Source organism: Hydrogenophaga pseudoflava, assembly GCF_031020795.1.
Taxonomy (GTDB): domain Bacteria; phylum Pseudomonadota; class Gammaproteobacteria; order Burkholderiales; family Burkholderiaceae_C; genus Hydrogenophaga; species Hydrogenophaga pseudoflava_A.
The window spans coordinates 535,117-556,734 of record NZ_JAVHJP010000001.1; the positions used below are offsets into that span (position 1 = coordinate 535,117).

Sequence of the window (21,618 nt, forward strand, 5' to 3'; positions counted from 1 at the left end):
CCGAGCTCGTCAGCCGCCCGCCTGGGTGTGTGTGGGCCCCTCGTCCCGAAGAAAAGCCAGCATCGCTGCCGCAGCCGCCTGCTCCCCGGCCCGGCGGGACGCACCGATGCCGCGTTCGCTGCGGCCGGCCTCCATCACCGTGCACTCGACGTCAAAGGTCTGGCGGTGCGCCTCGCCCAGCGTGGCCACCACACGGTACTGCGGCAGCTGCATCTTGCGCGCCTGCAACCATTCCTGCAAATCGGTTTTGGGGTCTTTGCCCATGGCCCCCATCTGGGCACTGAGCTCAATGTTGCCGTACAGGCGGCGGACCAGCTGCGACGCCGTCTCGAAACCTGCGTCCAGGTACACCGCTCCGATCAAGGCCTCTAGTGCGTCCGCCAGGATGGAGGGTCGCTTGTGCCCTCCCGACCGCTTCTCGCCATCACCCAGCCGCAAGCAGGATGAAAGGCCCAGACGTGTCGCAATCTGGTGCAGCGTGTCCTGCTTGACCAGATTGGCCCGCACACGCGACAGATCGCCTTCGGGCAACTGGCTGAGCTTCTCGAATAGCAGCCCCGACACCGCCAGACTCAGCACCGAGTCGCCCAGAAACTCCAGCCGCTCGTTGTGGTCCGCCGAAAAACTCCGGTGCGTCAATGCGCGCTCTAACAGGCGCGGATTGGAGAAAACATGTCCCAGGCGCTTTTGCAGCGCCGTCAATTCCTGGCTCAAAGGCAGGTGCTCCCGGTCGCACCGACATCGGACCTCATTGAGAAGACCCGCTGTACTTCATTACCAGGAAGGCAGGACCGGCCAAGGGAATTTCCCGCACGTAATCGAACGACACCACCACCTTGTCGCCCTGCTTGCCGATCTCCAGGTCCTTGCCGGAAATGGTGGTGATGTCATCGATCTGGGCGGCCTTGTCGAATAAGGTGCGCACCTCGGCGACGGTCGACCCGCCAGCAGCCTTCTTCACCGCTTTCTGCACCGCCAGGTATTCGATGTAGGTGGGCACCACCTGCGCGAACACCACGCCCGCGAAGGCCAGCAAGATGCCCACGAACAACAGACCGATAAACGTCAGGCCGCGCTGTCTCTGCTTCATCACCCCACCTCCAGTAGTTGCGTGTTTCACTCGAACGAACCGATGCGCCCGAAATCGCCGAAATTCATCCAGACGAAGAAGGCCTTGCCCACGATGTTGGACTCCGGAACAAATCCCCAGAAACGCGAATCCAGCGAGTTGTCGCGATTGTCACCCATCATGAAATAGTGCCCAGGGGGTACTTTGCACACGACGCCCTCGGCCGGGTAGCGACAATTTTCACGGAACTCAAAATCCGTGATCGGCGACACGAACGGAGGCCGCATGTCGTCGTTGAGGGTGTTGTAGCGCCGACCACCCAGTTCTTCCCCGAACTGTTTGGTGTACCGCATCTGTTCGCCATCAAAGTAGTCGGGCTGATTGATGCGTGGCACCGGCTGGCCGTTGACCGTGAGACGCTTGTTCAGGTAGGCCACCTCGTCGCCGGGCACGCCAACCACCCGCTTGATGTAGTCGAGGCTGGGCTGGGGTGGGTAGCGAAACACCATGACGTCACCACGCTGCGGTTCGTTGTTGGCGATCACCTTCGTGTTGATGACCGGCAGGCGCACGCCGTAGTGAAATTTGTTCACCAGAATCAGGTCACCGACCTGGAGTGTCGGAATCATCGAACCCGACGGGATCTTGAACGGCTCGAACAGGAAGCTGCGCAGAACGAACACCGCCAGGATCACCGGAAAAAGACCGGCCGTCCAGTCCAGCCACCAAGGTTGCGCCAGCAGCCTGTGGCGCGCCATCGAAAGTTCTTCGTCCGACGTTTGTGCAAATCCCTGGCGCGCCAGCTCCGCTGCGCGCTCGTTGCGTGCCGATACCAGACGCTCGGCATCCTGCCTGCGGCGGGGAAAGAAATAGAACTTCTCGGCCAGCCAGTACACACCCGTGACCGCCGTCGCCAGCAGAAGCAGCAGTGCGAAATTGCCTTCGACCGCACCGAAGAAAAACGCCGCCGCGTAGGCGCCGAACGCCGCCAAGATCACTGCGGTGATCACGCTCATGGTCTGCTGCATCACTCCTCCACCTGCAGGATGGCGAGGAAAGCCTCCTGGGGCACTTCGACCGAGCCGATCTGTTTCATGCGTTTCTTGCCTGCTTTCTGCTTCTCTAGAAGCTTGCGCTTGCGGGTGATGTCACCACCGTAACATTTTGCCAGCACGTTCTTGCGCAGCGCCTTGATGGTCTCGCGCGCGATCACATTGCCTCCGATGGCCGCCTGGATGGCCACGTCGAACTGCTGTCGGCTGATGATTTCGCGCATCTTGGCGGCCACGGCACGGCCACGGTACTGCGCCTGGGTGCGGTGCACGATGATGGACAGCGCGTCCACCTTCTCACCGTTGAGCAGCATGTCCACCTTCACCACATCGGACGCGCGGTACTCCTTGAACTCGTAGTCCATCGACGCGTAGCCGCGGCTGACCGACTTGAGCTTGTCGAAGAAGTCCAGCACGATCTCGCCCAAGGGCAGTTCGTACGTCAGCATGACCTGCTTGCCGTGGTAAGCCATGTTGATCTGCACGCCGCGTTTCTGGTTGGCCAGGGTCATCACCGGCCCTACGTATTCCTGTGGCATGTACAGGTGCACCGTGACGATGGGTTCGCGGATCTCCTCGATGCGGCCAACGTCGGGCATCTTGGACGGGTTCTCCACCATGATCACCTCGCCGTCGCCCTTGACCACCTGGTAGACCACGCTCGGGGCGGTGGTGATCAGGTCCTGGTCGAACTCGCGCTCCAGACGCTCCTGCACGATTTCCATGTGGAGCAGGCCCAGGAAGCCACAGCGGAAGCCGAAGCCCAGCGCCTGAGACACCTCGGGCTCGTAGCGGAGCGCCGCGTCGTTGAGCTGCAGTTTCTCCAGCGCATCGCGCAGCTGGTCGTACTCGCTGGCCTCGGACGGGTACAGACCGGCAAACACCTGCGGCTGCACTTCCTTGAAGCCAGGGAGCGCTTCGGTGGCAAAAGCCAGGTTGGCGCCGCTGCTGGTCTTGATGGCGGTGACGGTGTCGCCCACCTTGGCGGCCTTGAGCTCCTTGATGCCGGCGATGATGTAGCCCACCTCGCCTGCCTCCAGCGAATCGCGCGGCTCGTTGTGAGGCGTGAACACGCCAAGCTTCTCCGCGTTGTAGAGCGACTCGGTGGCCATCAGCTTGATCTTGTCGCCCTTGGTCAGGCGGCCGTCGACCACACGCACCAGCATCACCACGCCAACGTAGTTGTCGAACCAGCTGTCGATGATCATTGCGCGCAGAGGCGCATCGGGATTGCCGCGCGGCGCCGGTACCTTGGCCACCACCATCTCCAGGATGTCTTCCACACCCATGCCGGTCTTGGCGGAACAGGGCACGGCGTCGGTCGCGTCGATGCCGATGACGTCCTCAATCTCCTGCTTGGCGTTGTCCGGGTCGGCCTGCGGCAGGTCCATCTTGTTCAGGACCGGCAGAACCTCCACGCCCAGATCCAGTGCCGTGTAGCAGTTGGCCACGGTCTGCGCTTCCACGCCCTGGCTCGCATCCACCACCAGCAGCGCACCCTCGCACGCCGACAGTGAGCGCGAGACCTCATAGGAGAAGTCCACGTGCCCGGGGGTGTCGATCAGATTGAGGTTGTAGACCTGACCATCGCGCGCCTTGTACTGCAAGGCGGCGGTCTGCGCCTTGATGGTGATGCCGCGCTCTTTCTCCAGGTCCATGGAGTCGAGCACCTGCTCGCTCATCTCGCGATCAGACAGGCCACCGCAGCGGGAGATGATGCGATCGGCCAGCGTGGACTTGCCATGGTCGATGTGCGCGATGATGGAGAAATTGCGGATGTGGTGCATCGGAAAACCAGCCAGGAAACCAGGCCTTGTCACTCTCGTGCAGGCCATAAAAAAGGGCGCGTCAACTGGTGACGCGCCCGTAACCAACAATCAATGGCAACTGCGATAGTTGGGATTTCATTGTAGGCAAAAAGCCCCGGCTGCACAGCCCGAAACCACCCTCCACCGCCTGTTGCAACGCAGCAACGGGAAAATTATTCACAGGTAATCCACAGCAAAAATGGACAAGCTGTGCGTCACCTGTGGAGCAAGCGGGACCAACTCCATGGCGTTCCCACATGGTGAACCCTGAACAATGTTCGACACCGCAATCGGGGTTCGAAAGCCCTGATTTTATCGAAATCGGTCAACTTGCCCCCCAAGGTTGTGAGTGTTCACAAACTTGTGGCGCCCTCGGCACCTGATGAAAGATGACGGATGCCCTGTGGCGAAACAACCAACTTCCCGGACAAGCCCTTAAACCCAAGTGGGATCAAGGGTTTATCCGGGGCATCTCAGAAGATTTCTAGCTTCCGGAGTGCTCAGCGCTGGGGACGGATCACCGCGTACTGGGCCCATTCCCCGCGCCGGAACAGGACGTTCACCGGCTTGGATTTGTCGAGCTTGGCCATCACGGCATCCAACTCCTTCACGCTGCCCACCTCGGTGTTCGCAACGGCCACGATGACATCTCCTTCCTTGAGGCCTGCCCGCGCCGCTGCACCTTCTGCCGATTCGACGCGCACCCCCGCCTTGATGTTCAACTCCTTCTTCTCCGCAGCACCAATGTCTCCCACGGTGAGCCCCAGAGAAGGAAGATTGCTGGAGAGAGGCGGCTTGACTTCCGGGGCTGCGGCCCGCCGATCACTGCGCTCGGACTCCAGCTCTGCCACCGTGACGCTCATGTCACGCTGAGTGCCGCGCCGGAACACCGTCATCGAGCTGCGGTTGCCCGGCTTCGTGTTGGCCACGATGCGCGGCAGATCCACCGACCGCTCGATGTCCCGCCCGTCAAACCTGAGGATCACGTCGCCCGGTTCGAGTCCGGCCCTGGCGGCGGGCGAGTTGGCCTCCACGGCGTTGACCAGCGCGCCCCGTGCCTGCCCAAGGCCGATGGACTCGGCCACCTCTTTGCTCACCTGCCCGATCTGCACGCCAATGCGGCCGCGCGTCACGCGGCCAGTGGATCTCAGCTGATCGGAGACCCGGACGGCCTCGTCGATGGGAATGGCAAAGGAAATGCCTTGAAACCCGCCCGAGCGCGAGTAAATCTGGCTGTTGATGCCCACCACCTCGCCGCGCATGTTGATCAGGGGGCCGCCCGAGTTGCCGGGATTGATGGCGACATCGGTCTGGATGAACGGCAGGAAATCTCCGGTATCGCGCTTCTTCGCGCTCACGATCCCGGCGGTCACTGTGTTCTCCAGCCCGAACGGCGATCCGATCGCCATCACCCATTCGCCGACCTTGAGGCGATTCACATCACCGATGCGCACTGTCGTCAGTCCGCTGGCCTCGATCTTCACCACGGCCACGTCGGTCCGCTTGTCGGCCCCCACCAATTTGGCCTTGAACTCGCGCTTGTCGGGAAGGGTGACCACCAGCTCGTCGGCCCCATCAACCACGTGCGCGTTGGTCATGATCAGGCCGTCGGCGCTGAGGATGAACCCCGAGCCCACTCCACGGGGCTGTACCTCTTCGCCAGACCCGCCACGGTCCTGGCGTGGCCCCCGGGGCACGGCACCCGGAGGAAGCGGGATGCCGAAGCGCCGGAAGAACTCCAGCATCTGCTCATCGGTGCTGTTTCCCCCGTCGGCGTTGGCCCGCTCCAGAGTCCGGATGTTGACCACGGACGGCCCGACCTGATCGACAAGGTCCGTGAAATCGGGCAGCCCACGCACCTGCTGCGCATGCACGGGCCCAGGCCATGCAGATGCACCGGCTGCGGCCACACCGATCAAGGCGGCACTCAACAGCAACGACATCGCTCGACGGGAACGGAGAAGGGTCTTCTTCATGTTCATCCTTGCGGTGAGACGGTTTTTGGCAGACACGACAATCAACCTGACGCCACACGATGGTGGCAACTTGCCGCGTTTCAACGGGCGCGTTCAAGAGCCAAGGCAAATCGCTTGAGTGTGGCCAGAGGCACTTCACCGAGCGCAGTCAGCCAGTAGGCGCCCACACGCTTCGTGAGGGAGTGCGTCGCACCCGTCACGACCGATTTCTCCGTCCCGTGGCGCTGCGGATCAAACGGCTCGACAAACAGCGACACAGAAGCGAGGCCGTCCGAGAACACCCACTGCATGGGCGTCGCCCCTGGCGCGCCGGACTCGTCCTCTCTGGTGTGGCAACTCATGGACTGGAAGCCGGGCACGGGCTCCTTCAGCCGCCAGCCCTCCGCCTCCGGGGTGGTTTTTCGCAAGGTCTGGCGGTGCACCTCATAACCCCGTGTATCGCCCATCAGCCGTTTGAGCTTGTCCATCCGGACGGGCGCGTCCAGCTGCAACTCCGAGAAGGCCACCTGTTCCAGCACCGAGCCCTGTTCTCCGAGGGTCTGCAGCTTCACCACCAGCCCGGTCTTCTTCTCCGACCAGATGCGGTAGCCGAAGCGGAGTCCGTCGCGCGGGGCAATCTGAACCACATCCGCCAGATGACCCGCCACCCGGTCGACACCTGATTCGCTCACGCTGTAGAACTCGGGGATGGCGTTGCTGGGAGTGCGCAGCAGTTCAGGAAACACACCCAGCGACTCGCGCTTGTCCACCCACGCCACCTTGTGATCGGGAGCAAAGGTGATCACGTCGTTGTTGTGGCGGATGGTCGAGCGGGGCGCACCGGTCAGCGTTTCCACGCGCTCCATCTGTTGCGACCCGTCGCAGACATGCCAGATGCGCGAAGCCGACATGGTCGATCCCGCCGACACCACCAGAGTACCGGTGTAAGCACGCTGCCGGGAAGCCTCGTGCATGCGCGTGAGCCACTCCGTGATGGTCCGGGACGAAGAGGTCGCCACCGACGCCGTCTGTGCAAACGAGGACTGCCAGAGACCCAGCGCCAGCAGGCCCACGGCGGGCCAGCGAATCCAGGCTTTGCGCGCCGGCGACACACGAAACGAAGCAACACCAACCATGTCGGCCTCAGCGCTGGGGGCTTGCATCGTAGGTCGCGTTGCGGAGGAACCCGGCGGGGGCTTGCAACGCCGACATACCACCAAACTGGCGGTGTTCGGACAACAGCTGCTCCAGCCGGGCGTCGCGCAACACCTGCCCCTGTGCGGTCTGCACGACGACCGGCTGAACCGCGGCCACCGGCCCAGGCGCCGGACTGGCGGAGGCCATTTGAGGTCCGGCCACCGCGCCGTCTCGCCCGCCCATCCCGACGGACCAGGTCACCGCCGCCACAGCGGCCAGCGATGCAAGCCCGGCCACCAGCTTCCAGCGAAAAACCGCGTCATTGGCCGCCAGGGGCTGATCCACCACGGTCTGCAACACCACCGGCTGGGGAAGCGCTGGCGTCTCAGTCTCATCGTGCAACTGGGCCATGACGGTCGCAGCGAACGCCTCACCGCCGGCCAAGGCGTGCACCGCGCGCCCACGCAAGACGTCCCCGATCATGTCGTAGGCCTGCCCGCCGGCCCGCAACTCCGCCATCTCTTCGGCGCCCGCGGCAAGCAGAATGCTCAGGTCGTCCGCGTGGCCCTCGCCGTCCAGCAGTGCGGACAGCGCCTCACGGCGGCGCTCAGGGACGAACGATTGCCCTGAAGGCGAGGATTCATGGAGTGGGACGGCATTCATGTTCGTCATCCGATTCGGTGTTTCGGCATCAACAATCAAACTCACCAGCGCTTGCCGGATTGACGGTCCAGCATGGGCTTGATCCGTGAGGAAATGGCCTCGCGGGCACGGAAGATCCTGGAACGCACGGTTCCGATCGGACACTCCAGTGCGAGGGCAATTTCTTCGTAACTCAACCCTTCAATTTCACGCAAAGTGATGGCCATGCGCAATTCCTCGGGCAATGCATCCATCACCGCGTTCACCGCCTGGGCAATCTCTTTGCTCGCCAGCACCGCTTCCGGGGTCTCGGTGTCGGCAACGCTGCTGTTTAGTTCGCGTTCTGCCGAAGAAGTTTCGTCTTCATCCCCGGAATTGAGCTGCGACTGGAATACCAATGGGTCCCGCTTGAGCTCCAGCAGCTGCTTTTTTGCGGTGTTGACGGCGATCCGGTAGAGCCAGGTGTAGAACTGCGCGTCACCCCGGAACTGGGCCAACGCCCGGTAGGCGCGGATGAAGGTCTCCTGGGCGATGTCCTGGACCAGATCGGTATCGCGGACCATGCGCCCGATCAATCGCTCCACGCGGCGCTGGTACTTGAGGACCAGAAGCTCATAGGCCCGCATTTCCCCGGCCAGTGTGCGCTGGACCAGCATGGCATCGCTGTCAGGAGAGGGCGGGGCTGAGTGGTCGTCGGAAGAAGTCATGCAGCGGGTGTGAGGGCCGCGGAAATATACCCCAAAGGTTCGAGTCGGCGTTCTTGTTCAGGCATGGGCCACGAGAGCGCGCCGGAGGTCCAGCCACCGGCCCGGCTCCGTGCCCCGCTCCACCCAGATCCAGGTGCGAGCGCCGTCGGGATTGTGCAGACGCAGCAACATCGCCCGCTGCAGATCGTAGATCCGCTCCACCCGCTTCAGTGCCACGCCTTCCTGATAGGCCCCGCTCGCCCAGGACCAGACGCCGGGCTCTCCCGATGGACCTTCCGGAACCTGATCGGGCAGCCAGGCCAGTGTGCCCTGCGCCATCCGCTGTCGAGCCCAGAGGGCCACCACCACCCACAGGCCCCAGACCAGGCTACAGACCAGGGCGACACGCCATGAGCCCTGGATGCCCCCAACAAGCACACCAAGCAAGCCCAGCCCGGCAACCGCATCCATCAGACGCACACACAAAACAGAACGCCCCACCGGGTACGTGACCGATGGGGCGTTGCGCATGTTCGGGGAGCCTGTTGATGAACCGGGGAACCCAGATCGTCAGACGCGCTTGAACACCAGGGTACCGTTGGTGCCGCCGAAGCCGAAGTTGTTCTTCACTGCGACATCAATCTTCATGTCCCGCGCGGTGTTGGCGCAGTAGTCCAGGTCGCACTCGGGGTCTTGGTTGAAGATGTTGATGGTCGGAGGGCTCTTCTGGTGATGCACCGCCAGCACCGTGAACACACTTTCAATGCCGCCGGCACCACCCAGCAAATGCCCGGTCATGGACTTGGTCGAGTTGACAACGACCTTGCGGGAATGGTCGCCAAGCGCCGCCTTGATCGCATTGCTCTCGTTGACGTCACCCAGCGGCGTGGAGGTTCCATGCGCATTCAGGTAGTCCACCTGGTCGGCATTGACACCTGCGTTGCGCAAGGCATTGATCATGGCCCTGCGGGGGCCGTCCATGTTCGGCGCCGTCATGTGACCGGCGTCGGCGCTCATGCCATAACCGACCACCTCGGCATAGATCTTGGCGCCCCGCGCCTTGGCGTGCTCGTACTCTTCAAGCACCATCACGCCGGCGCCCTCTCCAAGCACAAACCCGTCTCGGTCCTTGTCCCAGGGGCGGGATGCCGTTTTGGGATCGTCATTGCGGGTCGACAGGGCCCGCATGGCGGCAAAGCCCCCCACGCCCAGCGGAGACACCGTGGCCTCGGAGCCACCGGCCACGATCACATCGGCATCTCCGTACTCGATCTTGCGTGCGCCTTCACCGATGCAGTGCAGCCCGGTGGTGCAAGCCGTCACCACCGCCAGGTTCGGCCCCTTGAAGCCGAAGCGCATCGACACATGCCCGGAGATCATGTTGATGATCGAGGCAGGGACAAAAAACGGAGAGATGCGCCGCGCACCGCGGTTGACGTACTCGGCGTGGGTCTCCTCGATCAGCGGGAGTCCACCGATACCGGACCCGACAATGCAGCCGATGCGCGTGGCCAGTTCATCATCCAGCGCCTCGCCCGTGGGCAGGCCCGAATCGACCACAGCCTGGTGGGCTGCGGCGATACCGTAGTGGATGAAGGTGTCCATCGACCGCGCCTCTTTGGCGCTGATGTAGGACTCCAGATCGAACCCCTTGACCTCACCAGCGATCTTGCAGGACATGCCCGAGGCATCGAACTTGGTGATCAGGTCAATGCCGGACTGTCCGGCGACAAGGTTGGCCCAGGCTTCCGGCACCGTGTTGCCCACGGGCGAAACGCAACCCAGGCCGGTCACGACAACGCGACGACGGCTCATGGGTGCATCAGGCTTTCTGGTGCGACATCGCGTAGTCGATGGCGTTCTTCACCGTGGTGATCTTCTCGGCGTCTTCGTCGGGAATCTCGATACCGAATTCGTCTTCCAGGGCCATCACCAGCTCCACCGTGTCCAGGGAGTCGGCGCCCAGGTCGGCCACGAAAGCCTTCTCAGGGGTCACTTGCCCTTCTTCCACGCCGAGTTGCTCGGCAATGATTTTCTTCACACGTGCTTCGATATCGCTCATAAGTCCCTCTGAGGGTGGTTGGATGACAAACCGCCATTTTAGCCGGGCTAGGGAGCTGCCCCTAGGTGGCCCGCCGGACGGCTCCGCGGCGGTGAGAGAGGATCAGGCCATGAACATGCCACCGTTGACGTGCAGCTCCTGCCCCGTCACATAGGCGGCATGGGGACTGGCCAGGTAGGCCACGGCATGCGCAATGTCGGCAGGCTTGCCGAGGTGTCCCAAAGGGATCTGGCCCAGCAGGGCTTTCTGCTGCTCTTCCGGCAAGGAGGCCGTCATGTCGGTTTCGATGAAGCCGGGTGCCACGCAGTTGACCGTGATGTTGCGGCTGCCCAGTTCGCGCGCCAGTGCCCGGGTCATGCCAGCAACACCCGCTTTCGCAGCAGCATAGTTTGCCTGGCCAGGGTTGCCAGAGGCGCCGACCACACTGGTGATGCTGATGATGCGGCCATAGCGCTGTTTCATCATCGGACGGATCACGGCGCGGCTCATGCGGAAGACCGCTTTGAGATTGGTGTCCAGCACCGCATCCCAGTCTTCGTCCTTGAGGCGCATGGCCAGCATGTCGCGCGTGATACCAGCGTTGTTCACCAGCACATGCAACGCGCCGTGGGCCTTGGTCATTTCATCGATCAGTGCCTCGGCGGCCGCACCGTCGTTCACATCGAGTTTCGCTCCCCTGCAGCCCTCGGCTGCACCAGGGACCGCCTTCAAGGCACCCGAAATCTTGGCAGCACCCTCATCAGAGGTGGCGGTACCCACAACGATCAATCCTTTCGCCGCCAACTCGGCAGCGATGGACGCGCCAATGCCGCGGGATGCACCGGTCACCAGGGCCACCTGGCCCGCAAACTTCACTTCAGACATTCCAGTTTCCTCCGTCAGGCCAGCAGGTTCTTCACTTCGGCCAGCGTGGCCGGGTCGTAGAGCGCTGCACCGGTGAGCTCGGCGTCGATTCGCTTGGTCATGCCGGCCAGCACCTTGCCTGGGCCGCACTCGACCAGGTTCGTCACACCTCGAGCCTTGATGGCACGCACACACTCCACCCATCGCACCGGACCGAAGGCCTGGCGGAACAGTGCATCGCGGATGCGGTCCGCATCAGACTCCACCGACACGTCAATGTTGTTGAGCACCGGAATCTGGGGTGTCGCGAGCGACGTGGCCGCGAGCTTCTCGCGAAGCTTGTCGGCTGCGGGCTTCATCAGGCTGGAATGGAAAGGCGCCGACACCGGCAGTGGCAGGGCTCGCTTGGCGCCGTTGGCCTTGAGCACTTCACAGGCCTTCTCCACCGCAGCCTTGCTTCCAGCAATCACGGTCTGCGCTGGATCATTGAAGTTGACCGCCTCCACAACCTCACCGCTGGCCACAGGGAAAAAGGCCTGAGCCTCCGCACAACCAGCGATCACCTTGTCCGCATCCATGCCCAGGATGGCGGCCATGGCGCCGGTGCCCACCGGCACGGCTTCCTGCATGGCGGCAGCACGAAAACGCACCAGCGGAGCGGCTTGCGTCAGCGTCAGCACGCCGGAGGCCACCAAGGCGCTGTACTCGCCCAGTGAATGCCCGGCCACCACGGAGGGCATCGCCCCGCCTTCGGCGCGCCAGACACGCCAGGCAGCGACACCCGCCACCAGCATTGCCGGCTGGGTATTGGTGGTGAGCGCCAGAGCCTCTTTGGTGCCTTCCTTGATCAGAAGACCCACGTCTTCGCCCAAGGCATCGGAAGCCTCCCGAAGGGTCTGCGCCACTTCGGGGTGGTCGCCCCAGGCGTCAAGCATGCCAACAGCCTGAGAGCCTTGGCCAGGAAAGACGAATGCAAATTCGGTCATGAACGTCTCAGCAATGAATCGATCGGAAACTGGAGAAAAAACGGCGGTGACCGGCGCACTCAGAATTCGAGCAGCACCGAGCCCCAGGTGAATCCTCCGCCCACGCCTTCCAGCAGCAGGGTGTCGCCTTTCTTGACCTGGCCAAGGCGGACCGCGTGGTCCAGAGCCAGCGGGATGGAGGCCGCAGAGGTGTTGCCGTGCTGGTCAACGGTGACCACCACCTTGTCCATCGACAATTTCAGCTTGCGTGCTGTACCAGCCATGATGCGGATGTTGGCTTGATGGGGGATCAGCCAGTCGATGTCGGCCTCGGTGCGGCCGGCCTTGGCGAGCGAGGCGCGCGCGGTTTCCTCAAGCACGCCCACCGCCAGCTTGAACACCGCCTGACCATCCATCTTCAGCAGGGGGTCCCCCAGGATCTGACCACCGTTGACATGCCCTGGTACGCACAGGATGCCCACATGCTTGCCGTCGGCATGGATGTCGGTGGACAGGATACCGGGCGTGTCGCTCGCCTCGACCACCACGGCGCCCGCACCGTCTCCGAACAGCACACAGGTGGTGCGGTCGTTGAAATCGAGCAGGCGCGAAAACACTTCTGAGCCCACCACCAGCGCCCTGCTGGCAGAGCCCGTGCGGATCATGGCATCGGCTACGGTGAGTGCGTAGATAAAACCGCTGCACACGGCCTGCACATCGAATACCGGGCAACCGGCAATGCCCAGTTTGTGCTGGAGGATTGCGGCGGTGGAGGGGAACACCATGTCGGGCGTCGACGTGGCCACGATGATCAGGTCGATGTCGCCTGGCTCCACCTGCGCCGAAGCCATCGCCTGGCGACAAGCCTCCGCGGCCAGATCACTGGAGAAGACTCCGTCGCCCACGAAATGCCGGGCCCGGATCCCGGTGCGCTCCACGATCCACTCGTCGCTGGTTTCAACACCCCGCTCCTTCAAACGACTCACCATGTCGGCGTTGGTCAGGCGCTGAGGCGGCAGGCAACTGCCAGTGCCGGTGATGCGGGCAAAACGTGTCATGCGAGGCGGGGGGAAGGACTCAGATCGTCGGAATGCTCTTGAGATCACTGGGGATCGCTTCTGGACTGATGAGCGGCGCTGCGTGTGCGATGCGCTCCCGGACCTTCTCGAGCAACTGATTGTGGGCCGCATCATAAGCCCGGGCCAAAGCCTGTTCAAAAGCAAAAGCGTCGGCCGAGCCATGACTCTTGAACACCAGTCCCCGCAGCCCCAGCAGGGCGGCACCGTTGTACCGGCGGTAGTCCATTCTGTTTTTGAAGGCAGATATCACCGGATAAGCAAACAACGCCCCAAGTTTCGTGAACATGCTGCGCGAGAACTCGGCCTTGATGAAGCCGCCAATCATGGTGGCCAACCCTTCACTGGCCTTGAGCGCCACATTGCCTACAAAACCGTCGCAAACCACGATGTCCGTCGTGCCCTTGAAGATGTCGTTGCCTTCGACGTTGCCGAAGAAATTCAGATCACCGGTGTTGGCTGCGTTTCGCAACAGAACACCGGCCTGCTTGATGACCTCGCTGCCCTTGATCACTTCCTCGCCGACATTGAGCAACCCGACCGTCGGTTCTTCCTTGCCCGAAATCGCAACCACGAGAGCAGATCCCATGACCGCAAACTGGAGCAGATGCTCGGCGGTGCAATCCACGTTGGCCCCAAGGTCCAGCACGGTGGTCGCCCCTCCCCTGGCATTGGGCATCTGGCTGGCAATAGCGGGACGGTCAATGCCCTCCATTGTCTTGAGCAGATACCGGGAAATGGCCATCAGGGCCCCAGTGTTTCCAGCCGACACCGCCGCCTGCGCGGCCCCATCTTTCACCTGCTGGATTGCCACCCTCATGGAAGAGTCTTTCTTCCGGCGCATGGCCACCTCGACCGGGTCGTCCATCGTGACCACCTCGGAGGCATGCACCACTTGGCAGCGCACGTTGTTGAGCAGTTGGGGCCAGGACTTGAACGTCTCCGACTGCCCGACCAACAGCAGCTGGGCTTGCGGGTGACTGGCGAGAAAGGCCGCGCAGGCCGGCAGGGTGGCCGCCGGGCCGACGTCCCCCCCCATGCAATCCACGGCAACGGTAATCATGTCAATGCCCCGATGCGGGTGCTGCATCCCAGCACCACCAACAAGAAAAAAGCCCGCATGGTGCTCATGCGGGCCCGTATCGGACCTGTTTGCAGAAGACAGTCACAGCATCCGGCGCTCAGACGCGGCAGGATGGCGCCGCCCGGAATCAGGCCTCGGACTTGTTCTTCAGCACCTGGCGACCACGGTAGAAGCCGTTGGGGCTGATGTGATGGCGCAGATGGGTTTCGCCCGTGGTGGGCTCCACAGCGATGCCCGGCACGGTCAGGGCATTGTGCGAGCGGTGCATACCGCGCTTGGAGGGGGATTTTTTGTTTTGCTGGACGGCCATGATGGGCTCCTGGAATCGGTTGGGTGTCGGTGGGTTGCGCCAATCAGCAATCCTGCCCTCTGTTCCGGGCGGCAGCGCAAAGCCAAGGATTATAGCCTGAACAGGATCCTGCGGCAAAACTCGCCGCCGGCGATCACTTTTTGAGCCGGGCCAGGGTTGCAAACGGATTGGGGCGGGCCTCCCCCGCGGCCTCTTCGTCGGGCAACTCCCCGCCAGACACCGACAAGGGCTGCGGACACACCTCGTGCATCGGCACCAAGGGCATCGCCATCAGCAATTCGTCTTCGATCAGCGCCAGCAAGTCCGGCTTGGGCTCCAGGGCCAGAACATCCTCTTCGCTCTGGTCGTCCTCGGCCTCGGCCACAGACTCGTCGGCGACGAACCTGAACCAGCGGTCCACCTCCAGCCGAACAACCACCGGAGCCAGGCACCGCTGGCAGCCGACCGGCAGATCGAGCGCTGCGCGCAGGCGCATCCAGACGGCCGACCGGCCGGCGGCATCGGGGCGCGTCTGGCCCTGCGCATCCCACCGAACCGCCGAACCGACCGCACCGTCGGCATGAATCTCGGCGGCCAGACGGTCAAAGGACGCCAGCGGTTCCTCACCATCCAACACCCCCTCCGCTTCGGCAAAGGCTCGGGCGTCGAATCGACGGGGATTCCAGGACTTGTGGGAAGACGCTTTCATTCGGCCAGTGTAAAAGATGACGCTGAAAAGCCGCGGACAATAGCCCGATGAGCGCACCTCCCCAGCCCGCCCACTCCACACTCCAACGCAAGCTCATCCTGGGCTCGACCTCACCGTATCGGCGGGAGTTGCTGTCGCGCCTGCGCGTGCCGTTCGACACGGCGCGGCCAGATGTGGACGAAACCCCCCTGCCCGACGAAGCGCCCGCCACCCTGGCACGGCGACTCGCTCTGGCCAAGGCGCGAGAGGTCGCCCACCGCTTTCCGGAGGCGGTGGTGATCGGCAGCGATCAGGTGGCCGACCTTGAAGGACAACCGCTGGGCAAACCGGGCACCCATGAACGTGCAGTGGCCCAGCTGAGGCGCATGCGAGGACAGACCGTGGTCTTTCAGACCGCAGTCGCCGTGGTCTGCGCGGCCACGGGCTTTGAACAACTGGATCTGGCGGCCGTCAAGGTGGTGTTCCGCGACCTTGATGACCACGAAATCGAGCGCTATCTCCGCGCAGAAGAGCCGTACGATTGCGCAGGCAGCGCCAAGAGTGAAGGACTGGGCATTGCCCTGCTGTCCCGGATCGACAACGACGACCCCAGCGCCCTGGTCGGTCTTCCGCTGATCCGCACCTGCCACATGCTGCGCGCCGCGGGCGTGCCGATCCTGTGAAGCCCGCAGCCCCCCTCAAAGGCACGCTGTTTCTCGTGCCAACACCGCTGGACTTCGGATGCACTCCGCAGGATCCCGCGGCACTGGCGCTGCTGCTGCCCAACGAAACCGTCCTGGTCGCGGCCCGCCTGAGACACTGGATTGCCGAGAACGCCAAAAGCGCCCGAGCCTTCCTCAAGCGGGTGGACGGTGACCGAGGGCTCGCGGTCCCGCTGCAAAGCATTCACATCACCGAACTGCCCCGCCAAGTCCACAAAAAAGGAGACCACACACCCACTGGTGCCGCCGACGCACAGGCCCGGGCGCTGCTCGATCCTGCGCTCCAGGGACACGACATGGGCATGGTGAGTGAAGCCGGAATGCCTGCGATCGCCGACCCCGGCGGTTCGGTAGTGCGTGCAGCACATGCCTTGGGCATTGAAGTCCGCCCGCTCACGGGCCCAATTTCACTGATGCTGGCGCTGGCGGCCAGCGGGTTGAACGGTCAGTCGTTTGCCTTCGTCGGTTATGTACCGCAAGACCCGGCCGAACGCGGCCGGCGCCTGCGCGAGCTGGAGTCGACCGCGCTCAAGGCCGGGCAGACCCAGATCCTGATCGAAACACCCTACCGGAACGCCGCGCTCCTGCAAGCCCTGCTGCACACGCTGCACCCGCATACCCGGCTGGCGGTGGCCTGCGGCCTGGGCTTGCCGCTCCAATGCACCCGCAGCGCGCTGCTGAGCGAATGGAAATCAGGCGCCTTGGCCGCCGGACTGCCACTGGATCTGCCGGCGGTTTTCCTGCTGGGGCGCTGAAGCGCCCTCCGGTCAGGCGGCCAGGGCCGCCTGCATGTGGGCCCGCACCGCCGCACTCAGGTCCGGATTCGCCAGAGCCAGATCGATGGTGGCCTGCAGGAACCCCTCCTTGCTGCCACAGTCGTAGCGCTTGCCGTCGTAGCGGAAGGCGTAGACCTTTTCGGTCCCGATCAGAGCTGCAATGCCGTCGGTCAGCTGGATCTCGCCTCCGGCACCACGGGGCTGGCGACGGATGCTCTCGAACACGCCCGGCGTGAGGATGTAGCGCCCCGCCACCGCCAGCGTCGAGGGGGCCACGGCCGGCTTCGGTTTCTCGACCATGGCGAACACCTCGGCGACTTCGGCATGAGCGCCATGCACATCCACCACACCATATCGCCCGGTGTCTTCCTTGGGCACGTCCTGCACCGCCAGCACGGTTCCCGGATGTGTCCTGTAGGCCTCCACCATCTGCTGCAGCACCGTCGGCCCGCCCGCGTTCTGACGTGTACCGAGCATCAGGTCGTCGGCCAGCAGCACTGCAAACGGCTCATTGCCCACCACCCGCTCCGCGCACAGCACGGCATGCCCGAGACCCAAGGGACGTGGCTGGCGGATGAAGACACAGTCCATGTCCTCCGGCTTGATGTCATGCACCAGCTTGAGCAACTCGGTCTTGTTGCCCCGCTCCAGCTCATACTCCAGTTCAAAGGCCGCATCGAAATGATCACCGATGGCGCGCTTGTGGCGCCCCGTGATGAAGATCATCTCCCTAATCCCGGCCGCATACGCCTCCTCGACCGCGTACTGGATCAGTGGCTTGTCCACCACCGGAAGCATCTCTTTAGGAATGGCCTTGGTGGCTGGCAGAAAACGGGTTCCAAGCCCGCCCACCGGAAACACCGCTTTTTGAATACGCATCGTCTTTTCCTCTCTGGTTTTCAAAAATCACCGCACTTCAATGCCAACGCCACGCGCGGCCTTGAAAATACCTTCGCCCATGTGCACGCCCAGCTCGCGGGCCAGTCTCAGCCCCACGTTTTCGCGCTGTGTGTAGTCCACGATGTCCTCGGCCTTGACCACCTCGCGCGCCACATAGTCCAAGCTGCCCAGACCATCGGCCAACCCCTGCTGCACCGCCTGCTGGCCGCTCCAGACGAGTCCGGTGAACGTGTCTGGTGTCTCCTTGAGGCGCGCACCCCGACCCTTCTTGACCACCTCGATGAACTGCGCGTGGATTTCGCCCAGCATGGACTGGATATACGCCCGCTGTGCATCGTCCTGCGGACTGAAAGGATCGAGCATGGCCTTGTTCTGGCCCGCCACCATCAGACGGCGCTCCACGCCCACCTTGTCCATCAGACCAGTGAACCCGAATCCCTCCATCAGCACGCCAATGCTGCCCACCAGACTGGCCTTGTCGACGTAGATCTCGTCGGCCGCCGCAGCGATGTAGTAAGCGGCGGAGGCACAGGTCTCCTCCACCACCGCATAGACCTTTTTCTGGTGCAGGGACTTCAGCCGTGTAATCTCGTCGTTGATGATGCCGGCCTGCACCGGGCTGCCTCCGGGGGAGTCGATCAGCAGCACCACCGCCCGGGCACCTTCGTCCTCGAACGCTGCCCGCACCGAACTGAGCACGTTGTCGGCACTGGCCTCGGCACCTGACGCGATTTCTCCCTTGACCTCGATCAGTGCGGTGTGCGGTGCGCTTACGGCTCCGGACATTTCCGCCTGCTTGAACCACAGCCAGAGAACCGAGCCGATGATCGCCAGCCAGGTCAACCGGAAAAACGTCTTCCAGCGGCGCGCGGCACGCTGCTCGCGCAGCGTCTCGAACACCAGCTTCTCAAGGGTTTCCCGCTCCCAGCCCACCTCTTGACGCGAGGGTGAGGACGCCGGCGTCAGGTTGTCCAGTGGATCGTTGTTCATCGTGGTCCAGGTCAAAACGCCAGCGGCGCAAACGGGTATTGTGCCTGCCAGTAGACAACCCCTTGCCGCTCCTGAAGCGGCACAACCACCAACCCTCCGCGGCAAGGCCCGCCTCTGCAGGCTCCCGTCGCCGGCTCGTAGGCCGCACCGTGCGTCGAGCACAGCAGCCATTGCCCGGTGTCGTCAAAGAAGCGGTTGGGTTGCCAATCCATCTCCATTGCCACGTGCGCGCAGCGGTTGAGATAGGCATGAGCCAGTCCGCGGTAGCGGATAGCAAACGCCCTGCACGTCTGCCCGGCATACATCACATCAAAGGGCACCGCCAACCCGCCGTCCCGCAGATCGTGGCTGTTGCACAGCGGATGCAGATCGTTGGCACCGTTCATCGCCTGTCCTCAGGCATGCATTTGCAGCCAGCCGCTCAGTTCAGCCACCGAGTGGGCGACAAACCTCGGGGAAAAAGAGGCAAATGCGGCGGGCTCGTGGGCGCCGTAGCTCACCCCAACGCTGTCGCAACCGGCATTAACCGCCATCTGCAGATCATGGGTGGTGTCTCCGACCATCAGGGTTCGGGCCGGCTCCACACCGAACTCTCGCATCAGCTGTTCCAGCATCAACGGGCTCGGCTTGCCCGCCGTTTCGTCGGCCGTGCGCGAGCCGTCAAACACACCGCGGAGTTCCACGGCATCCAGCGCCTCATCCAGCCCACGGCGACTTTTGCCCGTCGCCACCACCAGCCAGTGGTGGCGCTCCTTGAGAGAGGACAGCATGGGCAACACGCCTTCGAACAGGCTGATGTCGTGCTGGTGGGACAGGTAGTGATGGCGGTAGCGCTCTCCCAGCCGAGGGTAGAGCTCTGCAGGCACATCGGGTGCAGCATGGGCCAGGGCCTGCATCAGACCCATGCCGATGACGTAGCTCGCCGCCACATCGCTGGGCACCGTACCGCCCACATCGCGCACCGCCGACTGAATGCAGCGCACGATGATGGCGGTGGAGTCGAACAGGGTACCGTCCCAGTCGAAGGCAATGAGGTCGTAGTGGCGCGGGCGCATGGGAACGGAGGGGGTGTGCAGCAGATTATTGCTGCTGCGCAACAAAAAGGCACCCGCAGGTGCCCTGTGAACCATGAGGTTATTGATCCTCAGATCCGGAAATCCTCAAGGCTCTTGCCAGCTGCGAGCACGGCGCGCACCCATTCAGGCTTGCGACCGGGGCCACCTGCCCACAACTCTCCATTGGGACCACGGTACTTGGCCGCCGCCTTGGATTTCGACTTGGCGGCCTTCTTGACACCCGCCGTTGCACCACCCAAATCAGCCACCGTGATGCCGTATTCTTTCATCTTCGCCTTGATGTCGGCGATGGTGGCGGCCAGTTCGTTCTTGCGCGCCTGCTCGGCCTGATTCATCAGTTCCTGCGCCTGCGCCATCAGCTCAGAATAGGTTGCCATTGTGTATCCTTTGATTTTGGTGAACTTCAGCGAAATAGACATCCCAACGATGCCCGCGGGAATTCTAATTGAATTTTCAAGCGCCGGACCAAGAGCGCAGCTCGACGGGCAATTCAGAATGTAACTCCATCGGCTGCCCAGAAATAGGATGGGTCAGGCGCAATCGCCAGGCATGAAGAAACATTCGTCGCAAGCCCGCCTTGGCCATTAGCCGATTGAGCTCAAAATCTCCGTACTTGTCGTCACCCACGATCGGGTGGCCGGCATGAGAGAGATGCACACGAATCTGGTGTGTCCGACCGGTCTTGATCGTCACCTCCAGCAAACTCATGCCCTGCGGACATGCCACCTCCAGACTCGCCGGCGCGGGCAGATATGTTCTTACCGCCACCAGCGTGACGGCACGCATGGCATCGGGATGATCGGCATCGACCACCCGCACGCGCCGCTCTCCGTCGGGCAGCAGGTATTTGTGCAGCGGCTGGTCCAGCACCTTCAGCCGGGATGGCCAACGCCCGCGGACCAGCGCCAAATAGGTCTTGCCGGTTTCCCGCTCCCGGAATTGATCCTGCAAGGACTTGAGGGCGCTCTTCTTCTTGGCAATCAGCAAAAGACCACTGGTTTCACGGTCCAGCCGATGAACCAATTCGAGGAACCGGGCATCCGGGCGGGCCCTGCGCAACTGTTCAATGACCCCGAAACTGACCCCGCTGCCGCCGTGCACCGCCACACCCGCCGGTTTGTCCAGCGCCAGAAAGGCATCGTCTTCATGGATCACCGGGAAATCACGCCCCGGAACCGAAAGCACCGCTTTCTCCGCCGCGCGCTCTGAAAGCCGGATAGGAGGAATGCGCAGCACATCCCCGGCCTGCACCCTGTCGTCCGCTGAAATCCTGCCCTTGTTGCGGCGCACCTCTCCCGACCGGATGATTCGGTAAATGTGGGTCTTCGGTACGCCCTTGAGCTCGCGAAACAGGAAATTGTCCAGCCGCTGCCCGGCCGAATCTTCGTCCACAAGCAGATGACGCACAGCCCCGAGGCCGTCGGAAACAGGAGAATTCAAGGGAAAAACACCATCAGACCCGCGCCACCATCCGGGGCAGCCCCCTATAATGCGTCACGCCAGTCGCGCGTTGTAAGTGATTGATTTTCCTGAGTTTAAGGCAGTCACGTTCAGCGACCCGGAACAGCGACCCTGTAACCGGATGTGATTGGCAATCCGTGCCACCTGCGGCACCCGGTTCGAACCGTCCTGTGCGCGGCGTCCCAGACGCCTTCTTGACGGCCAGCGATCCGGACGGATGCCACAGGAAAGCCGGCCAAAGAGTAGCGAACCAGATTACGGAATACCCCAATCGGTCAGCCTTTGTTGCAACGCCATGCGCGGGCAAGAGCGGCTGACCGAGGACAAAGTGAAGACA

25 protein-coding genes are annotated in these 21,618 nt (G+C 63.0%); 2 read left to right on the top strand and 23 right to left on the bottom strand.

Translation table 11 applies throughout. The features are described 5' to 3' along the window. Window positions 1–9: 9 nt before the first annotated feature. The 17 genes from rnc to RCO38_RS02715 form a co-directional block, all read right to left on the bottom strand. On the bottom strand, window positions 10–714 hold the full coding sequence (gene rnc, locus RCO38_RS02635; protein WP_308326739.1) for a ribonuclease III: 705 nt from the start codon (window positions 712–714) through the stop codon (window positions 10–12). A 34-nt stretch (window positions 715–748) separates the two neighbouring features. Then, on the bottom strand, window positions 749–1,090 hold the full coding sequence (locus tag RCO38_RS02640) for a DUF4845 domain-containing protein (RefSeq protein WP_308326740.1): 342 nt from the start codon (window positions 1,088–1,090) through the stop codon (window positions 749–751). A gap of 26 nt (window positions 1,091–1,116) precedes the next feature. Further along, complete coding sequence (lepB, locus tag RCO38_RS02645; protein ID WP_308326741.1) at window positions 1,117–2,085, bottom strand: signal peptidase I; 969 nt, start codon at window positions 2,083–2,085, stop codon at window positions 1,117–1,119. A gap of 11 nt (window positions 2,086–2,096) precedes the next feature. Further along, window positions 2,097–3,908, bottom strand: coding sequence for a translation elongation factor 4 (lepA, locus tag RCO38_RS02650; protein WP_308326742.1), 1,812 nt, complete (start codon window positions 3,906–3,908; stop codon window positions 2,097–2,099). Window positions 3,909–4,429: 521 nt separating this feature from the next. Next, window positions 4,430–5,905, bottom strand: a complete 1,476-nt coding sequence (locus RCO38_RS02655; RefSeq protein WP_308326743.1) for a DegQ family serine endoprotease — start codon at window positions 5,903–5,905, stop codon at window positions 4,430–4,432. Window positions 5,906–5,985: 80 nt separating this feature from the next. Beyond that, window positions 5,986–7,020, bottom strand: a complete 1,035-nt coding sequence (locus RCO38_RS02660; RefSeq protein ID WP_308326744.1) for a MucB/RseB C-terminal domain-containing protein — start codon at window positions 7,018–7,020, stop codon at window positions 5,986–5,988. 7 nt (window positions 7,021–7,027) lie between these two features. After that, window positions 7,028–7,729: a sigma-E factor negative regulatory protein gene (locus tag RCO38_RS02665; protein WP_308326745.1), complete on the bottom strand. Its 702-nt coding sequence runs from the start codon at window positions 7,727–7,729 to the stop codon at window positions 7,028–7,030. Continuing rightward, complete coding sequence (gene rpoE / locus RCO38_RS02670) at window positions 7,726–8,370, bottom strand: RNA polymerase sigma factor RpoE (RefSeq protein ID WP_308326746.1); 645 nt, start codon at window positions 8,368–8,370, stop codon at window positions 7,726–7,728. The genes RCO38_RS02665 and rpoE overlap by 4 nt, the downstream gene beginning before the upstream one ends. Window positions 8,371–8,427: 57 nt before the next feature. Continuing rightward, entirely contained in the window at window positions 8,428–8,880 is a 453-nt protein-coding gene (locus RCO38_RS02675) for a hypothetical protein (protein WP_308326747.1), read from the bottom strand. A gap of 39 nt (window positions 8,881–8,919) precedes the next feature. Further along, window positions 8,920–10,164, bottom strand: coding sequence for a beta-ketoacyl-ACP synthase II (fabF, locus tag RCO38_RS02680; protein WP_308326748.1), 1,245 nt, complete (start codon window positions 10,162–10,164; stop codon window positions 8,920–8,922). Between the two features lie 7 nt (window positions 10,165–10,171). Next, complete coding sequence (acpP, locus tag RCO38_RS02685; protein ID WP_066153362.1) at window positions 10,172–10,411, bottom strand: acyl carrier protein; 240 nt, start codon at window positions 10,409–10,411, stop codon at window positions 10,172–10,174. A 102-nt stretch (window positions 10,412–10,513) separates the two neighbouring features. Beyond that, the gene (gene fabG, locus RCO38_RS02690) at window positions 10,514–11,275 is read right to left on the bottom strand and encodes a 3-oxoacyl-ACP reductase FabG (RefSeq protein WP_308326749.1); all 762 of its coding nucleotides are present in this window, start codon (window positions 11,273–11,275) and stop codon (window positions 10,514–10,516) included. A 14-nt stretch (window positions 11,276–11,289) separates the two neighbouring features. Beyond that, entirely contained in the window at window positions 11,290–12,240 is a 951-nt protein-coding gene (gene fabD, locus RCO38_RS02695; protein ID WP_308326750.1) for an ACP S-malonyltransferase, read from the bottom strand. A 59-nt stretch (window positions 12,241–12,299) separates the two neighbouring features. Beyond that, window positions 12,300–13,277, bottom strand: coding sequence for a beta-ketoacyl-ACP synthase III (locus tag RCO38_RS02700; RefSeq protein ID WP_308326751.1), 978 nt, complete (start codon window positions 13,275–13,277; stop codon window positions 12,300–12,302). A 19-nt stretch (window positions 13,278–13,296) separates the two neighbouring features. Continuing rightward, on the bottom strand, window positions 13,297–14,358 hold the full coding sequence (gene plsX, locus RCO38_RS02705; protein WP_308326752.1) for a phosphate acyltransferase PlsX: 1,062 nt from the start codon (window positions 14,356–14,358) through the stop codon (window positions 13,297–13,299). 148 nt (window positions 14,359–14,506) lie between these two features. Further along, window positions 14,507–14,689, bottom strand: coding sequence for a 50S ribosomal protein L32 (rpmF, locus tag RCO38_RS02710; protein ID WP_011794326.1), 183 nt, complete (start codon window positions 14,687–14,689; stop codon window positions 14,507–14,509). Between the two features lie 133 nt (window positions 14,690–14,822). Next, window positions 14,823–15,377: a YceD family protein gene (locus RCO38_RS02715; protein WP_308326755.1), complete on the bottom strand. Its 555-nt coding sequence runs from the start codon at window positions 15,375–15,377 to the stop codon at window positions 14,823–14,825. A 47-nt stretch (window positions 15,378–15,424) separates the two neighbouring features. Between RCO38_RS02715 and RCO38_RS02720 the strand changes: the two genes are divergently transcribed. Together RCO38_RS02720 and RCO38_RS02725 are read left to right on the top strand one after the other, a co-directional pair. Further along, window positions 15,425–16,039 (top strand): Maf family protein, encoded by a 615-nt coding sequence (locus tag RCO38_RS02720; RefSeq protein WP_308326756.1) that lies wholly within the window; start codon window positions 15,425–15,427, stop codon window positions 16,037–16,039. 35 nt (window positions 16,040–16,074) lie between these two features. Next, window positions 16,075–16,833 carry an SAM-dependent methyltransferase gene (locus RCO38_RS02725; protein WP_374694496.1) on the top strand — a complete coding sequence of 253 codons (759 nt, stop codon included), beginning with the start codon at window positions 16,075–16,077 and terminating at the stop codon, window positions 16,831–16,833. A gap of 12 nt (window positions 16,834–16,845) precedes the next feature. Here the strand turns inward: RCO38_RS02725 and galU are convergent, their stop codons facing one another. The 6 genes from galU to RCO38_RS02755 all read right to left on the bottom strand — a co-directional run bounded on the left by galU (window position 16,846) and on the right by RCO38_RS02755 (window position 21,260). Continuing rightward, window positions 16,846–17,733, bottom strand: coding sequence for a UTP--glucose-1-phosphate uridylyltransferase GalU (gene galU / locus RCO38_RS02730; RefSeq protein WP_308326758.1), 888 nt, complete (start codon window positions 17,731–17,733; stop codon window positions 16,846–16,848). Between the two features lie 27 nt (window positions 17,734–17,760). Next, window positions 17,761–18,744 (bottom strand): S49 family peptidase, encoded by a 984-nt coding sequence (locus RCO38_RS02735; protein WP_308326759.1) that lies wholly within the window; start codon window positions 18,742–18,744, stop codon window positions 17,761–17,763. 11 nt (window positions 18,745–18,755) lie between these two features. Beyond that, window positions 18,756–19,130: a Rieske (2Fe-2S) protein gene (locus tag RCO38_RS02740; RefSeq protein WP_308326760.1), complete on the bottom strand. Its 375-nt coding sequence runs from the start codon at window positions 19,128–19,130 to the stop codon at window positions 18,756–18,758. 9 nt (window positions 19,131–19,139) lie between these two features. Beyond that, window positions 19,140–19,799, bottom strand: coding sequence for an HAD family hydrolase (locus RCO38_RS02745; protein ID WP_308326761.1), 660 nt, complete (start codon window positions 19,797–19,799; stop codon window positions 19,140–19,142). A gap of 89 nt (window positions 19,800–19,888) precedes the next feature. Next, entirely contained in the window at window positions 19,889–20,239 is a 351-nt protein-coding gene (locus RCO38_RS02750) for an H-NS histone family protein (protein ID WP_308326762.1), read from the bottom strand. A 34-nt stretch (window positions 20,240–20,273) separates the two neighbouring features. Then, window positions 20,274–21,260, bottom strand: coding sequence for an RluA family pseudouridine synthase (locus tag RCO38_RS02755; protein WP_308326763.1), 987 nt, complete (start codon window positions 21,258–21,260; stop codon window positions 20,274–20,276). Between the last annotated feature and the right edge of the window lie 358 nt (window positions 21,261–21,618).

Coding starts and splice junctions, on each gene's coding strand:
- galU (WP_308326758.1), bottom strand. CDS start 17,733: ATGCGTATTCAAAAAGCGGTGTTTCCGGTGGGCGGGCTTGGAACCCGT.
- lepA (WP_308326742.1), bottom strand. CDS start 3,908: ATGCACCACATCCGCAATTTCTCCATCATCGCGCACATCGACCATGGC.
- RCO38_RS02715 (WP_308326755.1), bottom strand. CDS start 15,377: ATGAAAGCGTCTTCCCACAAGTCCTGGAATCCCCGTCGATTCGACGCC.
- RCO38_RS02745 (WP_308326761.1), bottom strand. CDS start 19,799: ATGCGCCCGCGCCACTACGACCTCATTGCCTTCGACTGGGACGGTACC.
- fabG (WP_308326749.1), bottom strand. CDS start 11,275: ATGTCTGAAGTGAAGTTTGCGGGCCAGGTGGCCCTGGTGACCGGTGCA.
- RCO38_RS02660 (WP_308326744.1), bottom strand. CDS start 7,020: ATGGTTGGTGTTGCTTCGTTTCGTGTGTCGCCGGCGCGCAAAGCCTGG.
- RCO38_RS02720 (WP_308326756.1), top strand. CDS start 15,425: ATGAGCGCACCTCCCCAGCCCGCCCACTCCACACTCCAACGCAAGCTC.
- fabD (WP_308326750.1), bottom strand. CDS start 12,240: ATGACCGAATTTGCATTCGTCTTTCCTGGCCAAGGCTCTCAGGCTGTT.
- RCO38_RS02740 (WP_308326760.1), bottom strand. CDS start 19,130: ATGAACGGTGCCAACGATCTGCATCCGCTGTGCAACAGCCACGATCTG.
- lepB (WP_308326741.1), bottom strand. CDS start 2,085: ATGAGCGTGATCACCGCAGTGATCTTGGCGGCGTTCGGCGCCTACGCG.
- RCO38_RS02750 (WP_308326762.1), bottom strand. CDS start 20,239: ATGTCTATTTCGCTGAAGTTCACCAAAATCAAAGGATACACAATGGCA.
- RCO38_RS02735 (WP_308326759.1), bottom strand. CDS start 18,744: ATGAACAACGATCCACTGGACAACCTGACGCCGGCGTCCTCACCCTCG.
- RCO38_RS02655 (WP_308326743.1), bottom strand. CDS start 5,905: ATGAAGAAGACCCTTCTCCGTTCCCGTCGAGCGATGTCGTTGCTGTTG.
- rpoE (WP_308326746.1), bottom strand. CDS start 8,370: ATGACTTCTTCCGACGACCACTCAGCCCCGCCCTCTCCTGACAGCGAT.
- rpmF (WP_011794326.1), bottom strand. CDS start 14,689: ATGGCCGTCCAGCAAAACAAAAAATCCCCCTCCAAGCGCGGTATGCAC.
- acpP (WP_066153362.1), bottom strand. CDS start 10,411: ATGAGCGATATCGAAGCACGTGTGAAGAAAATCATTGCCGAGCAACTC.
- RCO38_RS02700 (WP_308326751.1), bottom strand. CDS start 13,277: ATGACACGTTTTGCCCGCATCACCGGCACTGGCAGTTGCCTGCCGCCT.
- plsX (WP_308326752.1), bottom strand. CDS start 14,358: ATGATTACCGTTGCCGTGGATTGCATGGGGGGGGACGTCGGCCCGGCG.
- RCO38_RS02675 (WP_308326747.1), bottom strand. CDS start 8,880: ATGCGCAACGCCCCATCGGTCACGTACCCGGTGGGGCGTTCTGTTTTG.
- RCO38_RS02640 (WP_308326740.1), bottom strand. CDS start 1,090: ATGAAGCAGAGACAGCGCGGCCTGACGTTTATCGGTCTGTTGTTCGTG.
- fabF (WP_308326748.1), bottom strand. CDS start 10,164: ATGAGCCGTCGTCGCGTTGTCGTGACCGGCCTGGGTTGCGTTTCGCCC.